The 2,994-nt window shown below is 71.3% G+C and carries 1 protein-coding gene and 1 pseudogene; one reads left to right on the forward strand and one right to left on the reverse strand.

Annotated features, from left to right (window positions below; all coding sequences use genetic code 11):
- Window positions 1–2,386, reverse strand: a 2,386-nt coding sequence (locus ABZ281_RS44340; RefSeq protein WP_356663944.1) for a SulP family inorganic anion transporter, incomplete at its 3' end; no start/stop codon positions are given.
- Window positions 2,387–2,676: 290 nt separating this feature from the next.
- On the opposite strand from ABZ281_RS44340, the pseudogene ABZ281_RS44345 reads away from it, so the two are divergent.
- Window positions 2,677–2,994 (forward strand): annotated as a pseudogene (locus ABZ281_RS44345) (hypothetical protein); the annotation flags it as partial.

The raw sequence follows: 2,994 nt of genomic DNA on the forward strand, positions 1-2,994 counted from the left end.
CCGGCTTCAACTGGCCGACGCCGGACCACTTCCGCATCCTGACGCGGTCGAAGACGCCGCCGGTCTCCGACTCGGTGAGCAGGTAGGACTCGGCCTCGCCCACGTGGAAGTACATCCCGTGCAGCTCCAGGGCGCCCTCGCCGAGCGCCCGGGCCACCGAGTCGTGGGCGCGCAGGTGCTCCAGCTGCTGGACCACGTTCGTCAGGCAGAGCTGCTCGACCGCGTCGTCGGGGGACCGTCCGGCCAGTCTGCCCCACGGCAGACTGTCGTCGGCCATGCGCTCCAGGCTCGGCAGCCCGTGCCGCAGCCACCGCTTCAACGGGGTTCGGGCACCGCCGGGCTCGGAGTTGAGCAGGGCCTGCATGGCGCCGCATCCCGAGTGCCCGCAGACCGTGATGGACCGCACCTGAAGCACGTCCACGGCGTATTCGATCGCCGCTGCCACCGAGTCGTCGCCGCTCTCCTCGCCCGGGCGCGGGACGAGGTTGCCCACGTTGCGCACGACGAACAGGTCGCCCGGACCACTGGAAGTGATCATCGATGTGACCAGCCGGGAGTCGGCGCAGGTGAGGAAGAGCTGCGAGGGCTTCTGCCCCTCTCTCGCCAGGCGGGCCAGCTCGCTGCGTACCAGGGGTGCGGTGTTGCGCTGGAACGCGCTGATGCCACGCGCCAGTTCGTGCCCGCTGGTTCCGCCGGTGCCCGTCGGGTCCGGCTCGGAGCGGTCCGACCCGTCCGGGTTCTTCTCGGCAGGGGGTACGGACTGGGGGCCTTCGCACTGGTGGTTGCGCCAGGGTGTCCAGGGCTTGCAGCGGCAGTCGTCAAAGGCCTGGGGCTCGGAGATGCGGGTGCCGGGATGCCGACCGGTGATCTCCACGGTGCCGCCCTGCGCGGTGTGCGTCTTCTGCCAGTCCTGCAACGTCTCGTACGCCGCGTGGTCCATGAACGACCCGTCCAGCTCGACGACGGTGTCGGCACCGTGGGGCACGAGGTGCAGGGCCCGGCTGAGCCGTGGCACCGCGAGGAACGTCAACTGTCCTCTGACGTGTACGTGATGGACTCCTTTCCTGACTTCGCGCGTGATGCGGGTGCGGGTGAGGCGGTGCAGGGCGACACCGACGGCCATGGCGATGCCGAGCGCCACGCCCTCCAGGACGCCGAGGAAGACCACGCCGAGGGTGGTGACGGCGTAGACCCACACTTCTCGGTGGCGGGTCACCGTGCGGATGTGGTTCAGGGACACCATCTGGATGCCGACGGCCATCACCAGGGCGGCGAGCGAGGCGAGCGGGATGAGCTCCAGGATCGGGACCATCAGCAGCGCGGCGATCACTACGAGAACGCCGTGCAGCATCGTGGAGTTCCGGCTGACCGCGCCCGCGTGCACATTCGCCGAACTCCGCACGGCCACACCGGCGATGGGCAGTCCGCCGAGCGAGCCGGAGACGATGTTGGCGGCCCCCTGCCCGAGCAGCTCGCGGTCGAGATGCGAGCGCCCGACGCGGGTCGACAAGCCGGGGCGGCCGGCCACCAGCTTGTCCACGGCGACCGCGCCGAGCAGCGACTGCACACTGCACACCAGCGTGGTGGTGAGCACGGCGGCGACCAGGCCGAGCACGGGGCCCTCGGGCAGCCCGGCCAGGGCGTGGTTGCTCCAGGACGGCAGGTCGACCTCGGGCAGGCGCAGCCCGGCGAGGGCGGCGGCCGCGGTGGCTCCGGCGACGGCGACGAGCGCGGCCGGGACCTTGCGCAGCAGGCGTCCGGCCCGGCCGGGCAGTCTCGGCCAGAGCAGCAGCAGCGCCAGGGTCAGCACGCTCACCGACGCGGCCGCCGGGCGCATGTGCGCCAACTGGGCGGGCAGCGCGCGGAGGTTGTCCGGGACGGAACTCTGCGGTGTGCCGCCGAGCACGATGTGCAGCTGGGCGACGGCGATGGTGACGCCGATCCCGGCGAGCATGCCGTGCACGATGGCGGGGCTGACGGCGAGGGCGCCACGGGCCACGCGCAGGCAGCCCAGGCCGAGTTGGGCGAGGCCGGCGAGGACGGTGATGGCGCAGGTCGTCCGCCAGCCGTAGCGCTGGATGAGGTCGGCGGTGACGACGGTGAGCCCGGCGGCCGGGCCGCTCACCTGGAGCGGGGAGCCGCCGAGCCGTCCGGCGACGAGGCCGCCCACGGCGGCGGCGACGAGGCCGGCCTGGAGAGGGGCGCCGGTGGCGAGGGCGATGCCCAGGGACAGGGGCAGGGCGATCAGGAAGACCGCGATCGAGGCCGACACATCGGCACCCGCGATCCTGAATCGGCGGGGTCCGCTCGGCGGCGGGCTGTGGGGCGGGTGGGTGCGCTCGGTTCGGTTCGGATCGGCGGCGCGTGTGGGGACGCAGGCTGACATGGTTTCCCGTCTCCTCCGGGGCTGCGCGGTCGCGTAACTGGGGGCCCCGCTCGGGGCGGGGTTCGGTCGCGGCGGTCACGGCGTAAATCGGCGGGATGAATCAACGCTCGGTAAACGGATCGTAATGCAGAGTAAAGGGCGAGCATAGGCTTTACGGGCAAATGGGCTAATAGATGCCTCAGAAGAGTGAAGTAGCCATTTGGTCGGCTTGTCGTACTAACTCCTTCTCGAGCTCGTGCGAATTTGGCGGCGCTGTCCGCACCCGAGAGAAGGAAGAAGGTGGGCGGAACATGGCCGCCACCCACAGGATCGCCGCGAGTTCCGTGATCGCCGCGGTCTGTGCCGCATCGCTCGCCGGTTGCGCGACCGGCACCCCCCGGCAAGAGGCCCCCGAGCCACAGAAGCCGACACCGGCACAGGCGCCCAAGAGCGCCGTCCGGCTGATCGGAGACGGTTCCACCGCCTACACCGGCGCCCAGCCGCACCTGCCCAGACCGGAACGCCTGCGGCCCGGTCAGAAGCCCCCGCAGTTCGTCGTCTTCTCCTGGGACGGCGCGGGCGAGGACAGCCAGAAGCTGTTCTCCCACTTCCGCAACGTCGCCAAGCGG

The organism is Streptomyces sp. NPDC006265 (assembly GCF_040613555.1).
Classification (GTDB): Bacteria; Actinomycetota; Actinomycetes; order Streptomycetales; family Streptomycetaceae; genus Streptomyces.